At 64.8% G+C, this 23,060-nt stretch carries 18 protein-coding genes; 8 read left to right on the forward strand and 10 right to left on the reverse strand.

Going from position 1 to position 23,060, the window contains the following annotated elements; all coding sequences use genetic code 11:
* Positions 1 to 12: 12 nt before the first annotated feature.
* Complete coding sequence (locus J7360_RS15550; protein WP_209034191.1) at positions 13 to 1,362, forward strand: glycoside hydrolase family 16 protein; 1,350 nt, start codon at positions 13 to 15, stop codon at positions 1,360 to 1,362.
* 21 nt (positions 1,363 to 1,383) lie between these two features.
* Here the strand turns inward: J7360_RS15550 and J7360_RS15555 are convergent, their stop codons facing one another.
* Complete coding sequence (locus tag J7360_RS15555) at positions 1,384 to 1,752, reverse strand: response regulator (RefSeq protein ID WP_007967477.1); 369 nt, start codon at positions 1,750 to 1,752, stop codon at positions 1,384 to 1,386.
* Entirely contained in the window at positions 1,745 to 2,908 is a 1,164-nt protein-coding gene (locus J7360_RS15560) for a PAS domain-containing sensor histidine kinase (protein ID WP_209034193.1), read from the reverse strand. The genes J7360_RS15555 and J7360_RS15560 overlap by 8 nt, the downstream gene beginning before the upstream one ends.
* Before the next feature lie 160 nt (positions 2,909 to 3,068).
* Between J7360_RS15560 and J7360_RS15565 the strand changes: the two genes are divergently transcribed.
* The 6 genes from J7360_RS15565 to trxC all read left to right on the forward strand — a co-directional run bounded on the left by J7360_RS15565 (position 3,069) and on the right by trxC (position 10,123).
* Entirely contained in the window at positions 3,069 to 6,242 is a 3,174-nt protein-coding gene (locus tag J7360_RS15565; protein WP_209034195.1) for a response regulator, read from the forward strand.
* On the forward strand, positions 6,215 to 7,063 hold the full coding sequence (locus J7360_RS15570; RefSeq protein ID WP_026006954.1) for a CheR family methyltransferase: 849 nt from the start codon (positions 6,215 to 6,217) through the stop codon (positions 7,061 to 7,063). The genes J7360_RS15565 and J7360_RS15570 overlap by 28 nt, the downstream gene beginning before the upstream one ends.
* Positions 7,060 to 7,644 carry a chemotaxis protein CheB gene (locus J7360_RS15575; protein WP_022559834.1) on the forward strand — a complete coding sequence of 195 codons (585 nt, stop codon included), beginning with the start codon at positions 7,060 to 7,062 and terminating at the stop codon, positions 7,642 to 7,644. Before J7360_RS15570 ends, J7360_RS15575 begins: the two co-directional genes overlap by 4 nt.
* On the forward strand, positions 7,641 to 8,771 hold the full coding sequence (locus J7360_RS15580; RefSeq protein ID WP_007967486.1) for a hybrid sensor histidine kinase/response regulator: 1,131 nt from the start codon (positions 7,641 to 7,643) through the stop codon (positions 8,769 to 8,771). Before J7360_RS15575 ends, J7360_RS15580 begins: the two co-directional genes overlap by 4 nt.
* Before the next feature lie 366 nt (positions 8,772 to 9,137).
* A complete protein-coding gene (locus J7360_RS15585) occupies positions 9,138 to 9,503 on the forward strand; it encodes a DUF1428 domain-containing protein (RefSeq protein ID WP_005923552.1) in 366 nt (121 codons plus the stop codon).
* 173 nt (positions 9,504 to 9,676) lie between these two features.
* The gene (gene trxC / locus J7360_RS15590) at positions 9,677 to 10,123 is read left to right on the forward strand and encodes a thioredoxin TrxC (RefSeq protein WP_057662614.1); all 447 of its coding nucleotides are present in this window, start codon (positions 9,677 to 9,679) and stop codon (positions 10,121 to 10,123) included.
* A gap of 106 nt (positions 10,124 to 10,229) precedes the next feature.
* On the opposite strand, the gene J7360_RS15595 is transcribed toward trxC, so the two are convergent.
* Positions 10,230 to 12,599: a TonB-dependent receptor gene (locus tag J7360_RS15595; protein ID WP_057662617.1), complete on the reverse strand. Its 2,370-nt coding sequence runs from the start codon at positions 12,597 to 12,599 to the stop codon at positions 10,230 to 10,232.
* Positions 12,600 to 12,882: 283 nt separating this feature from the next.
* Here J7360_RS15595 and J7360_RS15600 point away from each other — a divergent pair, with 283 nt between their 5' ends.
* Entirely contained in the window at positions 12,883 to 14,532 is a 1,650-nt protein-coding gene (locus J7360_RS15600; RefSeq protein WP_209034216.1) for a glycoside hydrolase family 43 protein, read from the forward strand.
* A gap of 104 nt (positions 14,533 to 14,636) precedes the next feature.
* Here the strand turns inward: J7360_RS15600 and J7360_RS15605 are convergent, their stop codons facing one another.
* From J7360_RS15605 to J7360_RS15635, 7 genes are all read right to left on the reverse strand, one after another.
* The gene (locus tag J7360_RS15605) at positions 14,637 to 16,592 is read right to left on the reverse strand and encodes a response regulator (RefSeq protein WP_007967494.1); all 1,956 of its coding nucleotides are present in this window, start codon (positions 16,590 to 16,592) and stop codon (positions 14,637 to 14,639) included.
* A complete protein-coding gene (locus tag J7360_RS15610; protein WP_007971628.1) occupies positions 16,582 to 17,454 on the reverse strand; it encodes an ATP-binding protein in 873 nt (290 codons plus the stop codon). Before J7360_RS15610 ends, J7360_RS15605 begins: the two co-directional genes overlap by 11 nt.
* The gene (locus tag J7360_RS15615; protein WP_081027910.1) at positions 17,451 to 18,449 is read right to left on the reverse strand and encodes an ATP-binding protein; all 999 of its coding nucleotides are present in this window, start codon (positions 18,447 to 18,449) and stop codon (positions 17,451 to 17,453) included. Before J7360_RS15615 ends, J7360_RS15610 begins: the two co-directional genes overlap by 4 nt.
* Positions 18,450 to 18,451: 2 nt before the next feature.
* Positions 18,452 to 18,847: an anti-sigma regulatory factor gene (locus J7360_RS15620; RefSeq protein WP_007967498.1), complete on the reverse strand. Its 396-nt coding sequence runs from the start codon at positions 18,845 to 18,847 to the stop codon at positions 18,452 to 18,454.
* Positions 18,844 to 19,206 (reverse strand): STAS domain-containing protein, encoded by a 363-nt coding sequence (locus tag J7360_RS15625; RefSeq protein ID WP_003484273.1) that lies wholly within the window; start codon positions 19,204 to 19,206, stop codon positions 18,844 to 18,846. The genes J7360_RS15620 and J7360_RS15625 overlap by 4 nt, the downstream gene beginning before the upstream one ends.
* A 1-nt stretch (position 19,207) precedes the next feature.
* A complete protein-coding gene (locus J7360_RS15630) occupies positions 19,208 to 20,050 on the reverse strand; it encodes an STAS domain-containing protein (protein ID WP_007967499.1) in 843 nt (280 codons plus the stop codon).
* 663 nt (positions 20,051 to 20,713) lie between these two features.
* A complete protein-coding gene (locus tag J7360_RS15635) occupies positions 20,714 to 23,038 on the reverse strand; it encodes a hypothetical protein (RefSeq protein ID WP_209034197.1) in 2,325 nt (774 codons plus the stop codon).
* Positions 23,039 to 23,060: the final 22 nt, after the last annotated feature.

A 23,060-nucleotide genomic window follows, 5' to 3' on the forward strand; every position in this document is an offset into this window, starting at 1 on the left:
GAGAGGCTCGCAATGAACACACTACGCGCTGTGACTGTGCAGTTCGCGGTTCTGCTTGGCGTCGCGCTTACAACGAGCGCGAGTGCGCAGACGCTGGTATGGGAAGACAACTTCAACGGGCCTGCCGTCGACGGTACCAAATGGACCTACGACGTCGGCAACGGATGCCAGATCGGCTTGTGCGGCTGGGGCAACGGCGAGATGCAGTACTACACCAGCCGCACCGAGAATGCGCGGATCGAAAACGGCAGGTTGGTGATCGAAGCACGCCGCGAAGCCTTCGGCGGCATGCCGTTCACTTCAGCACGGCTCAAGACCGAAGGCCGCATGCACTTCACGTACGGCACGCTGGAGGCACGCATCAAAACGCCGGTGGTGGGCAACGGTTTGTGGCCGGCGTACTGGATGCTCGGCACCATCGGCGTGTGGCCGGGCCGCGGCGAAATCGACCTCATGGAGGCCGGCATGGCCGCCGCGATCGCCAATGGCACCGCGAACCGCCGCATCGGCGCGGCGGTGCACTGGGACTACAACGGGTCGCAGGCCGATTACGACACCAGCTACACCAGTCCGGTGAATCTGCATGACGATTTTCATGTGTACCGATTGACCTGGGACCCGCAATTCATTCGCGTCTCGATCGACGGGCAGCAATACTTCGAATTTGCGATTTCCAACATCGAAGGCGCTTCCTTGCATGAATTCCATCAGCAGCAGTATCTGTTGCTCAACCTGGCGGTGGGCGGCACCTTCACTGGCGTGACCTCGCCTGCTGCGGTGACGGCCCCGCTTCCTGGCAAGATGGAGGTCGATTACATCCGCCTGTATCAGAACCCAGGGTCGCAGTTGTACGTCGGCACGCAACATGCCGTGCCCGCGGGCCGGTTCGGGGTGTTTACCGAACAGGCCGACACCAGTGCACGGCTGACCTTCGGCCAGGATGCCGAGTTGTATCTGTGGAACAATCTCACCCCGATTGCGCAGGCGCCATTCGAAGGCGGCGGTGTCATGGCCTACCGCGCCAACGCCGGCGCATGGTTTGGATTGGGCATCCAGAGCGACTACCGCAATCTCGCTGCGTATGCTGGCGGTGCAGTGAAACTGCACGTCAAGACCACCACGCCGTCGACATTCAAGATCGGTATCAACACCAGCTTCGGCGATAGCTGGGTGGATTTTGCCGCTGGCGGCAACCAGTACGGACTGGTGCGCGATGGCGCCTGGCACGAGGTGAGCATCCCGTTCAGTGCCTTCTACGATCTGGATCTGCAGGCGGTCAAACAGCCCTTCATGCTGGTGGCCGATCCACCGGCTGCACCGGTGGAGATCACCATCGACAAGGTGTACTACCAGAGCCGTTGAGGCCGCGCGCCCAGCCAACGTCTACGCGTTGGCTGGGGTGCTCTTGAGCATGTCGATGAGCTGACGCAGGCGGTACGGTTTGGGCAGGAAATCGACCTGAGCCGGCAACGGCGGCAACTGCGCCTTGGCAAACCCCGAGGCCAGAATCACGCGCGCCTGCGGCAGCAGTTGCGCCACCTGCTCGCTCAGTTCGATGCCCGACATGCCGTTGGGCATGCGGATATCGCTGAACACCACGTCGTACGGGCCGCTGTCGCGCACCATGCGCAGCGCGCTGTGACCATCATCGGCGGTGTCGACGCTGATGCCGGCATCACGCAGCGCTTCGCCGATCAATTCGCGCAGTTCTTCTTGGTCTTCCACCATCAGCAGGCGAAGGGATTCAGTCATGCTCGGCCTCCTCGACGGCCGGGAGAAACACGGTGACGGTAGTGCCGCGTCCAGGTGCGGTCTCAAGCTCGACGAAGCCACCGGACTGGGATGCGAAACCATAGACCTGGCTCAAGCCCAGGCCGGAACCCTTGCCGACATCCTTGGTGGTAAAAAATGGCTCGCTGGCGCGTTGTGCAACGTGCGCGGACATGCACGGACCATCGTCGCGTACGGCAAGGGCGACGTACAGGCGACGGACGCCTTGTGGGCTTGACGGTTCGGATCGTTGCGCAGCAGAAGTGAGCAACGCGATGCTGCCGCCAGAAGGCATCGCATCGCAACTATTGAAGACCAGATTGAGCAACGCCGCCTCCAGCTGACCAGGGTCGACGCGCACATGCGGCAGTGCGTCGGCAAACTGCAACGACAAGCTCACACCCGGCGGACAGGCACGCCGCAACAGTTCGAGCGAACGGTTCACGATGTCGTTGACCGGGTGGCGCTCAGGATTCAACTGTTGACCGCGCGCGAAAGCGAGCAGTTGCCGCGTCAGCAAGGTGCCGCGATCCACCGCAGTTTGCGCCACCTCGATCAACATGCGGGTGCGCGCGTCCTCGCCTGCGCGCAGCGCAATCAGATCCAGGCTGGTCACCATCACCGTGAGCAGGTTGTTGAAATCGTGGGCCATGCCCAGCGTCAACCGACCCAAGGCTTCGACCTTCTGCGATTGCAGCAACGCCTGCTGCGCCTGTTGCAGCAAATGCTGCGCCTCACGACGCTCGGTCAGATCGCGAGTGACTTTTGCAAACCCCACCAGCACGCCGAATTCCAGCACCGGCTCGATCACCACGCTGGCCCAGAACCGGCTGCCGTCCTTGCGCAAGCGCCAACCTTCGGCAGCGAAGCGCCCTTCCCGCTTGGCGATTTCCAGATTGCGGCTGGGTTCGTCGTGTTGCGCATCCTCGGGCAGGTAGAACCGCGAGAAATGCGTGCCCAGTACGTCGCTTGCGCTGTAGCCCTTGATGCGCTCGCCGCCGGGGTTCCAGCTGCGAATATACCCACCGACATCGAGCATGTAGATCGCATAATCGGACACGCTCTGCACCAACAGCTGACACTGCCGGCTGTCGTAAGAAAGCGGCCCCGCGCTGTCGACGGCCGTGTCCGCATCCATCGCGCGATGATTCCCCCAGAAAAGCGCGGGACCATATTGATAGCTGCGTGAAGGCTGCGTGCAAGCCAACCCGGCAGCAAAAAGCGTCAAATTCCCGGCGATTTGTGCGTGAAAGTTATCGGCTACCATGACCGCCCTTCCAGTTCGGTCCACGCACCTTATGCAAACCATCTCGACCACACGCGACCGCTGGATTTGGGTCATCGCGGGGGCCTTGATGGCTGGAACGCTGGGCATGGAACTGGTGACTCCGCTGGGGTATGCGGTGTGGCTGACCTACTTCGTGGCAGTGGGCGTGACCGTGTTTCAGAACCGCCCGCAGGTGCCGCTCATCGTGGGCGTGCTGTCGTGTGTCTTGCTTGCGATTGGTTTTCAGCTCGCGCCACCGAGCACGAATTCGAGTTTTTCCTCGGTCAATCGCAGCATTGGCGGCGTGTCGTTCCTGGCAATGGCGTTGGTGGTGATGCAGGCGATCCGCGCACGCCGGCAGGCCGAATTGGCACTGTGGCTGCAGCAGGCAGAAAACACGGTCGAGGCCAGTTTGCGCGGCGATCAGGCGCCGCAGGAGCTGGCCGACGCGGCGGTGCGCGCACTGTGCCAGACGCTGGATGCGCAGGTCGGTGCGCTCTATCGCATCGAGGGCGACCGTCTGCGACTCACGGGTGGTGCGGCATTGCCGCCCGATCTGCCGCAGACGCTGCCGACCTCTGCCGGCCAGCTCGGCGAGGTGCTGCAACGTGGCACAGTGCGTCGCATCCGCGGCATGGACGCCGGTCATCTGCAGATTGCCTCCGGGCTGGGCCAGAGCAGCTGCCAGGAGTTGCTGCTGGCGCCGATCACTGCCGACGACCGGGTGATCGGCATCATCGAGCTCGGGCGCGTGACCGACCCACGCACCGCCGGCTCGCGCGAAGAAGAACTGCTGGCACGCTGCGGCGAGAACATCGGCCTGGCACTGCGCACCGCATTGCTGCGCGCGCAACTGGTGGCCTTGCTGGAAGAAACCCAGCGACAGAGCGAGGAACTGCAGACCCAGCAGGAAGAGCTGCGCGTGGCCAACGAGGAACTCGAAGAACAGAGCCGTAGCCTGCAGCAGTCGCAAAGCGACCTGGAAGTGCAGCAGGCAGAACTAGAACAGACCAACGTGCAGCTGGAAGAGCGCACCCAGGCACTGGAAGCGCAGAAGCAGGCCTTGTTGATCGCGCAGAATCAGCTGGTGCGCAATAGCAACGAATTGTCCACTGCATCGCGCTACAAGTCGGAATTTCTGGCCAACATGTCGCACGAGTTGCGCACGCCGCTCAACAGCGCCTTGATCCTGGCCAAGCTGCTGGCCGACAACAAGGACGGCACGCTCAGCGCCGAGCAGGTGAAGTATGCGCAGGCGATCCTGTCGTCCAACAACGACCTGCTGGCGCTGATCAACGACATCCTGGACCTGTCCAAGATCGAAGCCGGGCACGTGGAGTTGGCCGACGAAACGGTCGTCACCGGTTCGGTGCTGCAACGCCTGCGCGAAACCTTCGAACCGCTGGCACGACAGAAGGGCCTGGCATTGGAGATCACGGCAGCTGCCGGTGCGCCGGCACAGTTGGTCGTCGACAACCAGCGCCTGCAGCAGATCCTCAAGAACCTGTTGGCCAACGCCATCAAGTTCACCGAACACGGCAAGGTCGGCTTGACGGTCCAGGCGCATGCGCCTGGCCGTGTGCGCTTCGCGGTGACCGATACCGGCATCGGCATCGCGCGCGAACAGAGCGAGGTGATCTTCGAAGCGTTCCGTCAGGCCGATGGCAGCACGCGCCGCCGCTATGGCGGTACCGGGTTGGGTTTGTCGATTTCGCGCGACCTGGCGCAACGCATGGGCGGCGGCATCAGTGTGGACAGCGAGCCGGGGCGCGGCAGCTGCTTTACGCTGGAATTGCCGACCGATGGCGCACCTGCGGAGGTGATCAGCCCTGCCGATGCAGCTGCAAACGCCGCCGCGGCCGCGGTCCCGGCGTCTGCAGCCCACGTGCAACAACGCAATGGCAGCACGCTGGGTGCGCAATCCGGCGCACCTGCCCTTGCGGCGGCCCACATGGTGCCAGTGCCGATCGCCTCGCCCAATGCTGCACCGATCCAGCGTGCCGACGACGATCGCGACCAACGCAGCCGCCCAGGCCGGCTGATCCTGGCGGTGGAAGACGACACCCGCTTTGCGCAAGCGCTGGTGGAACTTGCCCACGAACTGGATTTCGATTGCGTGGTGGCCCCCAACGCAGAAGAAGCCCTGCGCCTGGCCGCTGAGCTGCGCCCCAGCGGCATCCTGCTCGACATCGGCTTGCCGGATGCGTCCGGTCTGAGCGTGCTCGAACGCCTCAAGCGCGATCCGGCCACACGCCATGTGCCTGTCCACGTGGTGTCCGCGTTGGAACGCAGCCAGATTGCGCTGGAGCTTGGTGCGGTTGGCTACCTGATCAAGCCGGCCACACGCGAACTGCTGGCCGGTGCGATCCGCCAGCTGGAAGAAACCAACGCACGCGCAGTGCGTCGTTTGTTGATCGTCGAAGACGACAGCGCCTTGCGCGCGAACCTGCAATTGCTGCTGGCGCGCGACCAACTGGACATCGTGGCGGTCGGCAGCATTGCCGAGGCGATGGATCAGCTGGCAGGATCCACCTTCGATTGCATGGTCACCGATCTGGCCTTGCCCGACGGCAGCGGCTACGACCTGCTCGAACGCATGGCCGGCAACGACGCGGTCGCCTTCCCTCCCGTGATCGTCTACACCGGGCGCGCACTGACCCGCGACGAAGAGCAAGGCCTGCGCCGGTATTCCAAGAGCATCATCATCAAGGGCGTGCGCTCGCCGGAGCGCCTGCTCGATGAGGTGACGCTGTTCCTGCACAGCGTGGAAGCCTCGTTGCCCAGCGATCAGCAGCGCCTGCTGCGCGAAGCACGCCGCCGCGACGCGGTGCTGGACGGCGCCACCGTGTTGCTGGCCGAAGACGATGTGCGCAACATCTTTGCGCTGTCCAGCGTGCTCGAACCGCTGGGCGTCACGCTGCAGATCGCACGCAATGGCCGCGAGGCGCTGGAGCACCTGGCCAAGCACGAGGTGGACCTGGTCCTGATGGACATCATGATGCCGGAGATGGATGGCATCACCGCGATGCGGCAGATCCGAGCCAATCGTCAATGGCAGGATCTGCCCATCATCGCGCTGACCGCCAAGGCCATGGCCGACGACCGCGAACGTTGCCTGGAAGCCGGCGCCAACGACTACATCGCCAAGCCCATCGACGTGGACAAGCTGGTCTCGCTCTGCCGCGTATGGTGCTCGCGGCAATGAACCCGGTAGAGCTGTTCGACCTGGAACTGCGCGTGCTGCTGGAAGCGGTGTTCCAGCGCTACCACTACGACTTCCGCGACTATGCGGTGTCCTCGTTGCGACGGCGCATGCGCCACGCAATGGCGCGTTTCGACTGCGCGCGCGTGGCCGATCTACAGCACCGTCTGCTGCACGAGCCGGACACCTTCGCGCAGGCAATGCAGTTCTTCACCGTACAGGTCTCGGAAATGTTCCGTGACCCGGCATATTTCCGCGTCCTGCGCGAGCATGCGGTGCCGGTGTTGCGCACCTATCCCTCGATCAAGCTCTGGGTGGCAGGCTGCAGTACCGGCGAAGAAGTCTGGTCCCTGGCCATCCTGCTGCACGAAGAAGGCCTGTTGGAAAAGGCGGTGATCTACGCCACCGACATCAACCCCGAAGCGCTGAGCATGGCCGAAGCCGGCGCCTATGGCATCGATCGTATCGCGCAGTTCAGCCGTAACTATCTGGACGCCGGTGGCCGCACTTCGCTGTCGGACTACTACACCACCGCTTACGACGGTGCGGTGTTCGACCGGCGCCTGAAACGCAATATCGTTTTCGCCGACCACAGCCTGGCGACCGACACGGTGTTTTCCGAAGTCCACCTGGTGTCGTGCCGCAACGTGCTGATCTATTTCAACCGCAGCTTGCAGGATCGTGCGGTGGGGTTGTTCTACGACGCATTGGTGCATCGCGGCTTTCTCGGGTTGGGCAGCAAGGAGTCGCTGCAGTTCGGCGCGCACGCGCAGGCCTTCGAAGCCTGCGCGCGCGAGCAGCGGCTGTATCGGAAAGCCGCATGAGCTACGCGTCTGCAGCACAGCGTTTCGATGCGATCGTGATCGGTGCATCCGCCGGTGGCGTGATGGCCCTGCAGGCGTTGTTGTCCGGGCTGCCGGCAGATTTGCCGATGCCGGTGTTGGTCGTGCTGCATCTGCCGCGCGACCGCCCCAGCCACATCGCCGAGCTGATGGACGCGCGCTGCGCGCTGCCGGTGCGCGAGGCCGAAGACAAGCAGCCGCTGCTGCCCGGCACCGTCACCATCGCCCCGCCCGACTACCACCTGCTGGTGGAAAACCGCCAGAGCCTGGCGTTGTCGATGGATGCCCCGGTGTTGTTTTCGCGCCCGGCGATCGACCTGCTGTTCGAATCGGCTGCCGATGTCTTCGGCGAACGCCTGCTGGCAATCCTGCTCACCGGTGCCAGCAGCGACGGCAGCGCCGGTATGGCCGCGGTGCGTGCTGTGGGCGGCACGGCCTGGATCCAGCGCCCCGATGACGCCGCCGCGTCGCTGATGCCCGCCTCCGCTCTCGCTCACGCCGGCGCCGATGCGGTGCTGACCTTGCAAGCCATCTGCACCCGACTGGAAGCCTTTCACGCATGAACCTTACCGCGACCGGCCTGGCTGCAAGCAGCGACGACACCGAATCGACCAAGATCCTGATCGTGGACGATGTGCCGCAGAATCTGGTGGCCATGGAAGCGCTGCTGCAACGCGACGGCATCCGCGTGCTGTGCGCCGCCTCCGGTGCGCAGGCGCTGGAACTACTGCTCGAACACGACGTGGCATTGGCGCTGCTGGACGTGCACATGCCGGAAATGGACGGGTTTTCGCTGGCGGAATTGATGCGCGGTTCGCAGCGCACCCGGCATGTGCCGATCATTTTCCTGACCGCCTCGCCGAACGATCCGATGCGCGCCTTCCAGGGTTACGAAACCGGCGCCGTGGATTTTCTGCACAAGCCGATCGAGCCGCACGTCATCCTGAGCAAGGTCAACGTGTTCATCGAGTTGTATCAGCAGCGGCGGCTGCTCAAGGCGAGAAATGCTTCGCTCGAACGCGCGCTCAAGCTCAACGAGACCATGATGGCCGTGCTCACCCACGACCTGCGCACACCGCTGTCGGTGATCCTGCTGTGCGCCGACAAACTCGGCCTGGATGTCGATGCGGACAGCTCGGCTGCGCGCACGCTGGAACACCTGGAAAACAGCGCGCACCGCATGTCGCGCATGGTCGAGCAATTACTGGATTTTTCGCGCCTGCGCACCGATGGTTTGCCGATGCAGTTCGGCCCATGCAACCTGGGCGAGGTGGTGCACAGCGTGGTGGGCGAAGTGGCGCAGGCCAATCCGCACACCACGATCGACCTGCGCACCGAGGGCGATCTGGATGGCGATGGCGACGGCGACCGGTTGGCGCAGGTCGTGTCCAATCTGGTCGGCAATGCGGTCCTGCATGGCGGACGCCATCCGGTGCAGGTGCATCTGGATGGCCGTGAACACGACACCCTGCGCCTGTCGGTGCGCAACGCCGGCAGCATTCCCGACAGCCTGATGCCGCGTCTGTTCGAACCGTTCAAGGCCAGCTTCCATGCCAGCCAGGGGCTGGGACTTGGCCTGTTCATCGCCGACCAGTTCGTCAAGGCACACGGCGGTACGCTGCAGGCGCGCAACGAGGACGGCGACGTGGTGTTCGAAGCAAGATTACGCCGCCACAACCTGGCAGCCTGACCGCCGCACTGTAGCGGCGACCGCAATGCCGATGCGCACGCAGCTGTGCGACCAGCGCATCTTGGCCGATGCACTTGCCGCGGCCTTCAGCAAACGTGCTCGCAGGGCGCTGCCATCGATCGAGGCACAGCAGATCCGCGGCCGCCGCACCAGCGAGCCCGACAGGCAGGGCCTGGCAGTGCGCCTGACAGCCCAGGTGACAGCCAGCTCAAGCAGTGCCGTTGCACCCCATGCACCGTATCCTCGTGCGGCCGGCGCGCTGGATGCACGCTCCTGCCCCACTGCTCTCCAGTTATTGGTCGTACCGAATATCCCTTCTTGGTCATCCTCACGTGCACACCGTGCAGCCCATCTGCGGAGGTGGTTATGTCGTATATCGATGGTTTTGTGCTTGCCGTCCCCACGGCCAACAAAGAAGCCTTTATCGCGCATGCCCGCATGGGCGATGCGGTCATCATGGAGTACGGGGCCCTGCGGGTGGTGGAGTGTTGGGGTGACGATGTCCAAGCGGGGCAATGGACCGACTTCTATCGCGCAGTGGATGCCACCGCCGAAGAGACCGTGGTGTTTTCCTGGATCGAATGGCCGGACAAGGCCACCCGGGATGAAGGCATGCGCAAGATGATGGAAGACCCTCGCATGGACCCGTCGGTCAATCCGATGCCGTTCGATGGCAAGCGCATGGTCTACGGTGGCTTCGTGCCGATCGTGGCGCTGGGCCAATCGGCTTGAGCGATGCAGTGCGCGGTGGCCCGCGGGACGTTGGCCAGGCATGCGCAGGCTGGTACTGCCGCTGACGTTCGGCACGGAATCGTCTGTGGTGATCGCTACACTGGCGGCATGCAGCATGCGCCGCCAGCGATGGCTAGAGATAGCGCAGGCAACGCCGCCGACTGGAAACCCACATGACCGACGCACCGCTACTGATCGCCTGTCCGAGTTGTGCTGCGATGAACCGTATTGCGCCCACGCGCCTGCGCGATGCACCCAACTGCGGCAGCTGCCACAAGCCGCTGTTCCTGGGGACGCCGGTGGCCTTGTCGGCTGCAGATTTCGACAAGCATGCGGTGCGCAGCGCATTGCCGCTGGTGGTGGATTTCTGGGCGCCCTGGTGCGGGCCATGCCTGAGCATGGCGCCGCAATTTGCCGCAGCCGCCGCAGCATTGGAACCGCAGGTACGCCTGGCCAAGGTGGATACCGACCTGCATCTGGCGCTGGGCACGCGCTTTGGCATCCGCAGCATTCCCACCTTGCTGGTCATCCAGGGTGGACACGAACTGGGCCGTCATTCCGGCGCGGTGAGCAGCACGCAAATCGTCAACTGGGTGCGCTCTGTCCTGAGCAAGCGGTGACGCAATACGAAGGCCCGCTGCGCATGCACGCAGCGGGCCTGCCCACCTGCAGGAAACATCACTGCGGCGCAGACGCCGCAGTGACTGCAATCAGGCGATCAACCCGTCACTGCCAGTTGACGTTGACCGACATCCCGACCACACGCGGCTCGTTGTAGACCGCGGCCATGTAGTTTTCGATCACGCCCTTGAGGTTCTTTTCGTTGGTGATGTTGCGTGCGAACGCCGCCACTTCCCACGCACCGTAGCCACCGGTGTAACCCAGCTTGAGGCCACCTTCGAAATTGCCGTCGGAGCGGAATTCGGTGGAGTCGTACAGCACGAAGCTGGTCTGGCCCTGCTTGTTCCAGTCGGTGGACACGAAGAACGCGCCGTCGTTGCCTACCGGGATGTCGTAGCGCGCGGCCAGGTTGAGGTTGTACTTGGGCGCGTTGGGCAGCGGGTTGCCGTCGATCTGGGCAAAGGTGTTGGCACCTACGCGAATGGTCGGGTCGTTGACCGTGCACACCACCACGCCATTGAGCGCGCAGGCCTGGGCGTAGACGCGCTTGTCGTGGATTTCGCTATGCAACAGGCTCAGGCCTGCGGTGATCGACAGGTTGGAGATCGGGCGCCAGTCCAGATCCGCTTCCATGCCGTAGGCCTTGGCCTTGTCGGCATTGAACAGCACGCCATTGCCGTCCGAGTCGTTGCCGTTGAGCTGGATATCGTCGACCGTGTAGGTGAAGCCGCTGACATTCAGGCGCAGACGGTTCTCGAACAGGCTGCTCTTGATGCCGGCTTCCCAGGACAGGATGGTTTCCGAATCGGCAGTGGTGAAAGCGGAATTGAACACCGCGCTGCGGCCCTGGATGGTGGGGCCACGGAAACCGCGCGCCACACGCGCATACACGCTCAACTGCGGATCGATCTCATACATCGCGCTCAGATCCCAGCTGGGCTGGGTATCGGACATGCGTACATCGCGCCGGCCGCGGTAGGTCACCACACCGGCCGCGGTGTCGGCGGTCTTCAGCAGGCGGGTTTCCTTGGTGTCCTTGGTCTGGCGGATGCCGGCGGTCAGCGTCAGCGCGTCGGTCGCCTTGTAGCTGAGCTGACCGAAGCCGGCCCACGAGGTATTGGTATTGCGCAGGCGCACCCAATTGTTGGGGTTGCGCGCGGCAGTCTGCAGGAAATAGGCACGCTGATAGAAATCGGTGGTGTCGCGGCCATCGAAATAGAACGCGCCCACCTGCCACTGCAGGGCATCGTCGCCTTCGCTGGCCAGGCGCAATTCCTGCGTGTACTGGTCCAGGTCGCGGATCTGTCCCATCGACTGGCCAAAGCCGTTCGGCACGCCGTTGACAGGATAATTGGCGGCAGCACCGCCATCGGTGTCGCCACGGCTGTAGCCGGAGGTGGTTTCGTAGGCGGTGATGGAGGTCAGCGACACACCACCGAAGTCGTAAATCGCCTTGAGCGAGCCGCCATCGGTTTGATACGCCTGCGGGTTGTCGTGCCCCTCATCAAAGGCCACGCGATCGCGCGGCACGTCCACCTTGTCGCTGCCACGCGTGATCGCATTGCGCAGGAACAACGTGGATGTGCCGTCGTAATCGCGCGTGTGCACCGAGCCCAGCAGCGAAAACGCATCGTTGGGCTTGAGCAAGACCTGCAAGCGCGCATTGCGGTCGTTGTAACCGCCCATCGCGTCCTTGCGCGGCGTGCGCGTGCCGTCGGCGCTGCTACCGGCAAAGGTGTTGTCCACCCAATCGTCGCGGTGCTGATACAACGCGGACACACGGAACGACAGCACATCGTTGATCGGGCCGCCGAAGCCGCCATCCAGCGAGATGGTGTTGTAGCTGCCGTAGCTGGCGTTGACGCGACCGGTATAGGTGTCGCTGGGCTTGACCGTATCGAATTTGACGATGCCGGCGGTGGTGTTGCGGCCGAACAGCGTGCCTTGCGGGCCACGCAGCACTTCGACCTGATCTACGTCATAGACCGGATTGGATTTGAGCACGACATGCTCCAGCACCACATCGTCCTGGATGATGGACACCGGCTGCGAGGCACCCAGGTAGAAATCGATATTGCCCAGGCCACGGATATAGAAACGCGGGAAGATGCGCCCGGTGGTGGTTTCGGCGTAGAAGCCCGGCACGCGGCCGGAAAGCGCCAGCAGCGTGTCGTCGCCGCCAGCGGTGTAGTCGCGCATCGCTGCGCCCTGCACCACGCCGACCGAGACCGGCACGTCCTGCAGGTTCTGCTCGCGGTGCTCGGCGGTGACGGTGACCGTGTCCAGCGCGGTGGGGCTGGCTTCGCCCTGGGCCGCCGGCGCTTGCTGCGCAGACGCGGTTGCCGCCAACGAGGCTAGCAACAGGCCCGCGCAGGCACGCGCGAGCGGCGTGCGCTGCAAGGCGGTGCGGCGGCGCGCAGCGACCTGTGCAATAGCGGACACCGGCGACGAAAAGACAGGCGAGTACAACGGCATGCGGATTGATCCTAGAGAGTGATGCGAGGTGATGACACAGCGTCGAAGCCATTCGGCATGGCATGCCTGCTGGTGGCGCCGCGCGCACGATATGTCAGCAATGTTGCAGCGAAGTGGCAGCGCCCGATCACCACACGCCGCCACGCGCGTGCAGGCATGCCATCACGCAGCGCTGGCATTGCAAAACGTCATGCCACGCCGCCCTGCGTGCTGTCATGCTGGTGTCGTACTGGCGTTGCGCCAGGGCATGGCACACGGGGATCTCTTGAAACGACTCGCATGGATGGCCGGCCTGCTGGCCGCATTGAGCTGTCGGCTGGCACAAGCCGGCACCGCGTTGATCACGCAGATCGATTACCAAGGCGACGATGGTGGCCCCGTACCAACTGCCGCGCAGTACCGCAATCCGGTCGTGGCCGGTTTTCATCCGGACCCGTCGGCGGTGCGCGTCGGCGACGATTTTTATCTGGTGAATTCCAGTTTCGGCTACTTTCCCGGCCTGCCGGTCTTCAAGAGCAGCGACCTGGTGCACTGGAACCAGATCGGCAACGCGATCGACCGTCCAACCCAGATCAACTACGGCAACGACGAACTGACCCGCGGCCTGTTTGCCGCCAGCATCAGCCACCACGCCGGCACCTTCTATATCGCCAACACCTGTTTTTACTGCGATGGCGGCAATTTCCTGATCACCGCCACCGATCCTGCCGGGCCGTGGTCGGACCCGATCTGGCTGGACGCCAAGGGCATCGATCCCTCGCTGTTTTTCGATGACGATGGCAGCGCCTGGCTGGTCAACAACGACGTGCCCGCAGGCAAGATGCGCTACGACGGGCACCGCGCCATCTGGCTGCAGCAGCTGGATCTGGCCAGCATGACGTTGGTCGGCACCCGTCAGGTGATCGTGGATTCCGGCTTCACGCCGGCGACCAATCCCGAACACATCGAAGGCCCGCATCTGTTCCGCCGCGATGGCCACTACTACCTCACCGCGGCCGAAGGCGGCACCGGCGAGCAGCATGCGCAGATGATCTACCGCAGCCGCCAGATCACCGGGCCATACGAGACCTGGAGCGGCAATCCGGTGCTCACCCAACGCGACCTGGACCCGTCTCGCACTGCGCCGATCACCTCGGCCGGGCATGCGCAGTTCATCGAACTCAAGGACGGTACATGGTGGGCGGTGTTCCTCGCGACGCGCCCTTACCGCGGCAATCACTACAACCTGGGCCGGGAAACCTTCCTGTTGCCGGTGCAATGGCGCGATGGCTGGCCGGTGGTGCTGCCGCATGGCGCCGCAGTCCCTGCAGTGGCCGCGCGCCCACCGTTGCCGGCGGGCGTGCAGACCCTGCCGACCACCGGGCCGATGCAGTGGAGCGAACGCTTCCAGGATGCGCGCGTGCCGATGCAATGGATGACCATCCACCCCCCAACGACGCCGTGGTATCAGCCCGGCACGCAAGGTTTGCGCGTGACTCCGGCGAAGGTTGCGCTGGGCGATATCGGCCGTGGTCCGCCGGCCTATCTGGGTCATCGCCTGCAGCACCATCACGCCACCTTGGTCGCCAGCGTGGATGGCAGCGCGCTGTCACCAGGCGAACAGGCCGGTCTGGCGATCGTGGCCAAGGAGAGCAACTTCCTGGCAGCGATGCTGGTGCGCGAGGACAGCGGCGCTGCGGTGGTGCTGTATCGCCGCGCCGGATCGCAACAGCCCGGCACCGGCACCGAGCTGGCACGCGCGTCCCTGCCCGATGCCACGCAACCGGTGACACTGCGCTTTGCGCTGGATGCCGCACGCGTGCACGTGGATTACGCCGTCGGCCAGGGGCAGTGGCAGAGGCTGCTCGAACAGGGCGATGCAAGTGTGCTCAGCACCGAGTCGGCCGGCGGTTTTCTTGGCGCCACATTCGGGCCGTACGCGTATGCGCGCTGAGCGGCGTGCAGGAACGGGGCTGCACGCGTGGTGCATGCAGGGCCCCAACGCCGCCCGCACCCGCCCCGCAGCTGCGCATGCATTTCGGCAGCCGCTTTACCGCCCTACGCCCGCGCCAGGACGCTGCTGTCGAGCATCTGCCCCACCGTGTTGAGCAGATCGTTGAGGCTGAAAGGCTTGGGCAGCAAGGCCATGCCTTCTGCGAGAAATTCTTGCCGCGTGGCCGCGTTTTCGGCGTAGCCGGTAATGAACAGAATCGGCAGCCCCGGGCGTAGCATGCGCGCCACATCGGCCATGTCGCGTCCGTTCATGCCGGGCAGGCCGACATCGGAGACCACCAGGTCGATATGCACCTCGGTGCGCAATTGTTCCAGCGCGCCGTTGGCATCCTCGGCTTCGATGACCTGGTAGCCGGCATCGCTGAGCACTTCGCTCACCATCATGCGCACCACGTCGGTGTCGTCTACCAGCAAGATGCGCTCGTTGCGCGTGCGCGGCACGCTGGGCGCCGGTGGCGGCAGCAGCTCGTTTGCCGAGAGCCCACGCGGCAGCAACAACGCCACCGTGGTGCCACGGCCCACGGTGCTGGTGATGCGCGCGGTGCCGCCGGATTGACGTGCGAACCCGTAGGTCATCGACAGACCCAGGCCGGTGCCTTCGCCGATGGGTTTGGTGGTGAAAAACGGCTCGAACACCTGGTCGAGAATGGCCGCCTCGATTCCGCTCCCGTTGTCGATCACCTTCACCGCGACATAGTCGCCGTCGTCCAGTTCCGGATCGTTGTGTGCGGTGTAGGTCGCACTCTGGATGCGGATGGTGCCCTGTCCTTTCAATGCGTCGCGCGCATTGATGACCAGGTTGAGCACCACGTTTTCGAGCTGGTTGGCATCAGCAATGGCCACCAGCGGCGTGGATGCAAGCTCCAGCTCCAGCGCGATGTTTTCGCCGATCGAGCGCTGCAGCATGTCTTCCAGCGAACGCACGCGGGTGTTGACGTCGAACGGTTGCGCGTCCAGCGATTGCTTGCGTGCGAACGCCAGCATGCGCTGGGTCAGCGCGGCGGCGCGGTGCGCCGAGCCGGTGGCGATCTCGGCCAGGCGCGGCACCCGTTCGATGCGGTTGGATTCCACTGCAAGCTGGATCATGTCCAGCCCGGAGATGATGCTGGTCAGCAGGTTGTTGAAGTCGTGCGCGATGCCACCGGTGAGCTTGCCCAGCGCTTCCATCTTTTGCGCCTGCAGCAGCTGGATTTCGGTGTGCTGGCGCTGCGCGATCTGATGCGCGAGCTCGCTGGTGGCGGTATCCAGCTCCTGGCGCTGCTCGCGCTCGCGCAGGCGCTGCTCGGTGACGTCTTCCACCAGCAACAGCCCCAGATCCGGCTCGCGGTAGGGCGACACCCGCCATTCGGTTTCGCAGAGCTTGCCATCGCGCAGCAGCGACAAGGTGCCGCTCCAGCGCTCGCGCTGCGCCAACGCGGTGGTCAGGGCATGCACGGCGGCGGCCTGATCCAGCCCGGCGGCATGGATCGCGGCCCCGGGCGTAGCGCTCCCGATCAAACGCTGGAACGCGGCATTGGCCTCGTGCATGTGCAGGTTGGCATCCACGACCGCGATTGGCGCGCTGATGTGCTCGAAGATTTCGCGGAAACGCGCCTCGCTGATCCGCAGCGCGTCCTCGGCGCGACGTGCGCGCAGCAGGGTGCGCAACGTGGCCAGCAATACGTTGGGGTCGACCGGATGGATCAGATAGGCGTCGGCGCCGGCATCCAGCCCGGTGATCATGTCGCCGGTGGCGATCGAGGCCGCCGAGACATGCACCACCGGCAGCAAGGCGGTGCGCGGCTCGGCACGCAGCGTACGCACGATATCGAAGCCGCTCATGTCCGGCAGGTTGACGTCCAGCACCACCGCAGAAAACGTCTGCGCGGCCAGTTTGGCAAGACCCTCGGTCCCGGTGCCGGCCTCTTCGACCACGAACTGATGGTGTTCGAGCACGCGCCGCACCGAATAACGCGTCACAGCGTTGTCGTCGACGACCAGAATGTGGTGCTTACTGCCCACGTGTCTCCTCCGCTGCCAGGGTCACCGGCAGCACCACATAAAATTCAGAACCCTGCCCGACCACGCTGTTGATCCCCACCCGGCCGCCCAGCAATTCGGCGAACCGTTTGCAGATCGACAACCCCAGGCCGGTGCCGGTCAAGCGTTTTTGCAGCGGCGAGTCCACCTGTACGAAATCTTCGAACAAGGCCTCGTGAAGCTCGGCCGGAATGCCGATGCCGGTGTCCTGCACGCCAAAGCGTACATGGCTGTCGCCTTCCAGCTGCGCAAACACGCGCACCTGCCCCTGCGGGGTGAACTTGAGCGCATTGGATATGAAATTGCGCAGGATCTGCGCCAGCTTCTTGTCGTCGGTGTAGAGCATCGGCAGTACCGGCGGATCCTCGAAGATCAGCGTGGTGCTGCCCACATCGGTGAGCGGCCGGAACATGCCGCGCAGCGCCGCGAACAGGTCCATCAGGTCGAACCAGCCCGGCGAGATGGTGATGCGCCCGGCCTCGATCTTGGCCAGGTCCAGCAGGTCGTCCACCATCTCGGTGAGCTCGCGCGCCGAACCGCTGACAAAGCGCACCTGCTTGAGCTGCTCGGCGTTGAGCGGCCCGTCCATGCCGTCCTCCAGCAGCCGGGTGATGCTCAGGATCGAGCCTAGCGGGGTCCGGAATTCGTGGCTCATGTACGACAGAAAGCGGCTCTTGAGTTCGGACACGTCGCGCAGCTGTTCGGCCTGCTGGTCGAGCTCGGCATACAAGGCCAGCACGCCCTGATTGGTTTCTTCCAGCTCTTCGCGCAAGGCCTGGTTCTGCTGGCGCAGGCTTTCAAGTTCGGCCATCTCGGCTGCCGGCATATCGGTGGTTGAATTCATTGCATGCCTCCCAAGCGCATGACGAACACACAGCAATCGTCGCGGCCGCGCGCGTAGTCGCGTGCCAGCACTGCGGCAATGATGCGTGGATGGCGCGACAGCAGGCCCGGGTGATCGCGCAGGGTCCAGCGCGATTGCAGGCCGTCGCTGTGCATGACCAGCAACTTGCCGGCGGCGTGTGGAAAGTCGAACGGTTGCGCCTTGCGGAACTGGACCCCGACGATGCCCGGGTGCGAGGGCATGCCGCGCGCACCGTCGCCATCGCACAACGAGGCGACGATATTGCCCACCCCGGCAAAGCGCACCTGGCCGCTGCCGGGATCGAACTGCATGACCGCCGCCGCACCACCGCGCGTCCCGCTCATGCCGGCATGCAGGCGCGCGATGCGTTCGCCGGGCTCGCCACGGGCCAATGCCGCAGCGCGCGTGCCGGCATCGGCTGCATCGGCCGCGCCCGCTCCGTGGCCCAGGCCGTCGATCACGCTCACGGTCACGCCTTGCGCGTCGATCCCCAAATGCCAGCCATCGCCGCAGACCGTTTCGTTCTGCAGCGGCACACGCAACGCGCCATAGGGCAGATCGGGCATGCTGTCGGCATCGGCGTACACGCGTGCCAGGACCACGGCCCCCCTGACATCGGAATAGGCGTCCAGCAGAGCGGCATGTCGCTGCACCGTGCCCAGGCCATTGCCAGGCGTGCTGCCGGTGGAGTAGCCGTCCGGCAGACAATCGGCCAGCACGAATCCGCGCCCCTGATCGAGCGTGCACAACTCGATGCCCAGGCCATCGCGGCCGGCGACGCTGCACAGCTGCATCTGCCCGCCACCGGCATGGTTGAGCAGGTTGGTGCACAACTCGGTCGCCACCAGGGCCACGCGCCCGCAGCCGTCTTCATCGAAACCGCAGGCCTGTGCAAGCGCCACCGCTTCGCGGCGCACCTGCCCGACCTGGGTACCCTCTTCGACGCGGATCACCTGGGTGAGCGCGCCGGTCATGGTTACTTCCATTTGGTGATGGTGATGCGGGTGCCCTTGCCGGCTGCGCTATCGAGCACGAAATCGTCCACCAGCCGCCGGCTGCCGGACAGTCCCAGCCCCAGGCCACCGCCGGAGGTCCAGCCGTCGGTCAAGGCCAGTTCCAGGTCTGCAATGCCCGGTCCCTGGTCGCGGAACGTCAGCTGCACGCCCCTGCGGATGCCGCTTTCAACCAGTGTCCAGTCCATGTCGCCGCCACCGCCGTAGATCACGGTATTGCGCGCCAGTTCGCTGGCCGCGGTGACCAGCTTGGTTTGATCGACCAACCGCAGCCCGCATTGCACCACCAGTTTGCGCACGGTCTGCCGCGCCAGCACCACATCCTGCTCGGTGCGCACCGGTTGCGAGCCGGCCGTCATGGAGCCGCATCGGGTTGCTGCAGCAGGCGCATGCCGCGCTCGACATCGAGCGCAGTGCGCACCGACGGCAAGGTCAGCCCCAACTCCACCAGGGTGATCGCCACCGCCGGCTGCATGCCCACCACCACGGTTTGTGCGCCCATCAGCGTCGCCAGCCCGGAGATGGTGCTGATCATGCGCCCGATGAACGAATCGACGATATCCAGCGCGGAAATGTCGATCAACACGCCGCGCGCAGAGGTGGCGCTGATCTTCTCGGACAGATCGTCTTGCAGCTGCAGCGCCAGCTGGTCGTGCATGTCCACCTGGATGGTGACCAGCAACAGATGGCCCATCCGCAGGATCGGAATACGCTCCATGTCAGTCCGCCTTGCTGACGGCCACGCCGGTGCGCTTGAGCGCCAGCGCCAACGCATCGGCCAGGTTGGCCTTGGTCACGATCCCCTGCAGGTCCAGGCCCAGATGCACGATGGTCTGCGCAATCTGCGGGCGCACGCCGCTGATGATGGCGTCGGCCCCCATCAGCCGGATCGCGGTCACGGTCTTGAGCAGATGCTGCGCCACCAGGGTGTCCACGGTTGGCACGCCGGTGATGTCGATGATGGCGATTTCCGAGCCGGTATCGACAATGCGCTGCAGCAGCGATTCCATCACCACCTGAGTGCGCTGCGAATCCAGTGTGCCGATCATCGGCAGCGCCAGCACGCCCTCCCACAGCTTCACCACCGGGGTGGACAGCTCCAGCATCTCTTCCTGCTGACGCACGATGATGTCTTCGCGGGTCTTCTGGAAAACCTTTACGGTGTACAAGCCCAGGCGGTCGAGCAATTCCGACAACGCCCACAACTGCTGCCCCAGTTCTTCCGGGCGACTGGCGTATTGGCGCTGGACCAGCGCAAACAACACGCGCTTGAGCGAAAAGATGAAGTTGGCGGTTTCCTGCGAATCGAAACCACGCGTGGCGCGGTCGCGCGAGAGATTTTCCAGGAAGCGGCGCACCTCGCTCCATTCGGCACTGTCCAGGCTGCTACCGTCGTGCTTCAACGACGCCACCAGCAAGCGCAGGAATTCGCCGGCCTGCGCTTCGAATTCCTGCCGCGACAGACGCGCATCGCTGCCCAGGCTGGACTCCAACCATGCGGCCAACAACGCGTGTTCCTGCTCACCAATCGCATCGATCGAGCGCTGCTGCAATGCCACCATGAGATCACCCACCAAAAGAAAAGAGGTTGGGCATGCGGGCTGGACTGCGCCCTGACCGACGCGGCGCCCCCACGCCGATGCGTAGCAGAATAAAGCAATTCAGATTGGCCAACCAGCGAGCCAACCTGTAGCAGTTATCCGGGCCCACGAGCGCAGTGTGGCATTGCCGCGCACATGCCGAACGTGCGCCGGTCCACGCCTGCGGACATACGCTGCGCCATCGCGCGCGCAAGGCAGAACGCCACCGGTCAGCGCGCCATCACCCTCGGTCCTGGCGATGGCCGATAAAAGCCACCTGTCTGCGTCATGAGCACGCGGCGATGCCCTCCGATCGGCATTGCCATTGCCATGGCGGGTTCCATCACGACGATGGAGACCAACCAGGACCACGCGCCGCAGAAACGGCAGTAGTGTAGCGCTGCGCCTTGCGCTTGCACGCAGGGCATGCACTTAAGTCATCGCCTTGCCGAAGGTGTGGCGGCATGCCATCAGCGGGAGGGTGTGCCGGCATGATGCCGCCGCGTTACGGAAAAGCAACGAGCGCGCTCTCGGCACCGGATGCAGCCCCGCGCATCCGGCGTGGCGCCCGAACGCACGCCACGATCGCCAATGCCCAATCCCACACCCGGCGACAAACGCCGCCCGATCACGCCGACCGCTGTCCTACAGCCCGTAGCGCTCCACTGCATCCAAATGCGGCTGCGGATCCTGGCCGCAGGCTTCGGCAAGCCGCAGCCAGCACATCGCGTGCGGCCACTGCGCTGTCGCTGCGAGCAAGGCGCGGTGCAGTTCGAGCGGCGCAACCCCTTCCGGCAGGGCCACGGTGAATAGCACTCCAGGCAGCCCCGAAGCGGCCTGTTCAGGATCGAAGCTGTCCGGGTCTTCCGGGTCGATCAACCGATAGTCGTCGCGACTGTGCAGCCACAGCTTCCAACCACGCGCCTGGATCTCTTCGCGCAACGCATTGATGGCTTCTTCGCCGGGATGCACGCCGTCGACCAGCCAGCTGCTCGCATAGCCGCCGGCCTGCAGCACATGCACCTGGGCGTAGGTCGGCACGAAACGCTCGCGCTCTGCCTCATCTTCCGGCGGCGGATACAGCAGTTCGGCGTCGAACACCACCCAGTCGCCAACATGCTGGCGCCGATGTGCGGGCGCATTTTCGACGATGCGTGCAGTGACCGGGCCGGTGCGGCGCGCGTAGTACTCCGCCGCTTCGCCATCGTCGATGCAACGCACGATCATCCATCCCCAGGTCTCTTCGACCACGCCGCTGGCGCTACTCAGCTCCATGCCGATCGCCTGCGCAGACGCACGCACCGCATCCCAATCCTGCGCCGCGCTGGCCGCCGTCATGTGGTCCCAATGCGCAGAGCGCGGCTCTTCCAGCAGCTCGGCGAGTTGCCGGTAGACCGCGGCGGCCTCTGCAAACCGGCCGGCGTTGAGGTACATGCGCGCCAGCAGCCCACGCGCACCATGCGAGCCGGGTGACAGTTCCAGCAGTGCGGTGCAGGCCTGCTCCAGCGCCGGCCAATCGGCCAGCCGCTGCGCCAGCTGCGCCTCGCACCACAACGCCGCCACCGGCACCTGTGGGCGATACAGCTGCGCCAACCGGCGCAGACCTGCTTCGTCGCCGCGGCCGAGCAACAGATTCATCAGACGGAACGTGGGGCTGGTTTCGCGATCGGCATGCCGCTGCACGAATGACCACAGCAGTGCGATGGCTTCTTCGTCGGCCGCACAGGCGCTCAGGGCCGATGCGGTGGTGTCGACAAGCTCGGCATCGTCCGGACACTGCGCAACGGCCTGCAGCAGCCACTGCGCTTCGCGCTCGGGATTGCGCACGACATCCTCGCCTTGCGCGTTCAACCATTCCAGCAGGTGTGCGGCCGGTGCCGGCGCGGGCTCACCCGCAGGCGCTGCATCGATGCGCGCGGACAGACCATCCAGCAACTGCGTTGCGCCGCGGTCGTGACGCAGCTTGGGCAGATGCGCACGCGCAAGCGCCAGGTGCCGGCGCGCGGTCCACACCGCGCCGCGCTGCAGTGCCAGCCCGATCGCAAGCTCGGCCGCCTCGATCAGGATGCGATGCGCGCCAACCTGCGCGTAATGATCGAGCATCTGCTGCACGCGGCTGCCCAGGTCCCAGCTATTGCGCTCGGGCGCGCGCGCCACCAGCACCGCCACCGCACGCAGCCAGTGCAGGCGATAACGCGGCGCAATCTCGCGCCATGGCAGCAGCGCTTCCATGGCCTCGTCATCGCGCTGCAACAGCGCCAACGCGCGCGCTTTCTGCAGCCGGCGCGGCTGGCTGCAATTGGCCCACTCGGCGCCTTCGCGCGCGGCGTCGCGTTCGCGCTGTTCCACCAGCGCCAGCGCGTCCTGCGCACGCCCAAGCGCGAGCAGGATCGAGATGCGCATGTCCGGCACGCCGTCGTAGATTTCACCGCCATGCGCCAGGATGGTCTGCGACTGCTGCTCCAGGTACTGCAGCGCCGCGTCACCGCGCCCGTCGTCGAGCAATGCGTCGGCTTTTTCGCAGCTCAGGCACTGGTAACACGACCAGCTCGGGTCGATGCGCCCCAGGGTTTCATCGCACACCTCGATGCGTTCTTCCACCCAGCCCGGGCCATCGATGTTGGCGTAACACGCGGCCAGATCCTGGGTCACGCAGACCGATTGCGGGCACTCCACTGCGTCGGCGCGATGCGCACGCTCGAACAGCGCCACCGCATCGCCCAGCGCACGCTCGCCTTCGCACAGATTGCCGACCCGGTTCCGCATTTCCCAATGCCCGACGAACACCTCCAGCCACGGGTTGGCCAGCGTCTTGCCCAGCGCACGCGCCTCCGGCAACAAGGCCTCGGCGCGGTCGATCTGCAGATCGCAGATGTGGTCGGTCAGCCGCGTCAGCAGCTGCGCATTTTGCGGCTGGCCGGCTTCGCCCAGATCGTCCTGCAGCTTTTCTACCCAGTTCCAGATTTCCATCGTGTCGCTCCTGCGATGCGGC

The organism is Xanthomonas sp. D-99 (assembly GCF_017746145.1).
GTDB lineage: Bacteria > Pseudomonadota > Gammaproteobacteria > Xanthomonadales > Xanthomonadaceae > Xanthomonas > Xanthomonas cissicola.